This window comes from Clostridium sp. OM05-9 (assembly GCF_003481465.1).
Classification (GTDB): domain Bacteria; phylum Bacillota; class Clostridia; order Lachnospirales; family Lachnospiraceae; genus Coprococcus; species Coprococcus ammoniilyticus.
On the sequence record NZ_QULF01000014.1, the window covers coordinates 1 to 205 of the forward strand.

A 205-nucleotide genomic window follows, 5' to 3' on the forward strand; every position below is an offset into this window, starting at 1 on the left:
TATTAATGGCTTATTAATAATATCTCTTTTCTTTCTGTATGAAATTCTCAAGGTACATTTAAAACATAAGATTCAATATATCGGTCTGATTCGTAAGCTTCGCTTACTTCATCACGGACATTCTACGGATGTCCTCCTATTTGTCCTATGTTTTCGTGGAGATAACGAGATTCGAACTCGTGACCCCCTGCTTGCAAGGCAGGTG

The 205-nt window shown here is 38.0% G+C and carries 1 tRNA gene (cut by a window edge); it reads right to left on the reverse strand.

What is annotated here, in order from left to right:
* Nucleotides 1–156: 156 nt before the first annotated feature.
* Nucleotides 157–205, reverse strand: a tRNA-OTHER gene (locus tag DXB77_RS12900); it runs 47 nt beyond the window's last position.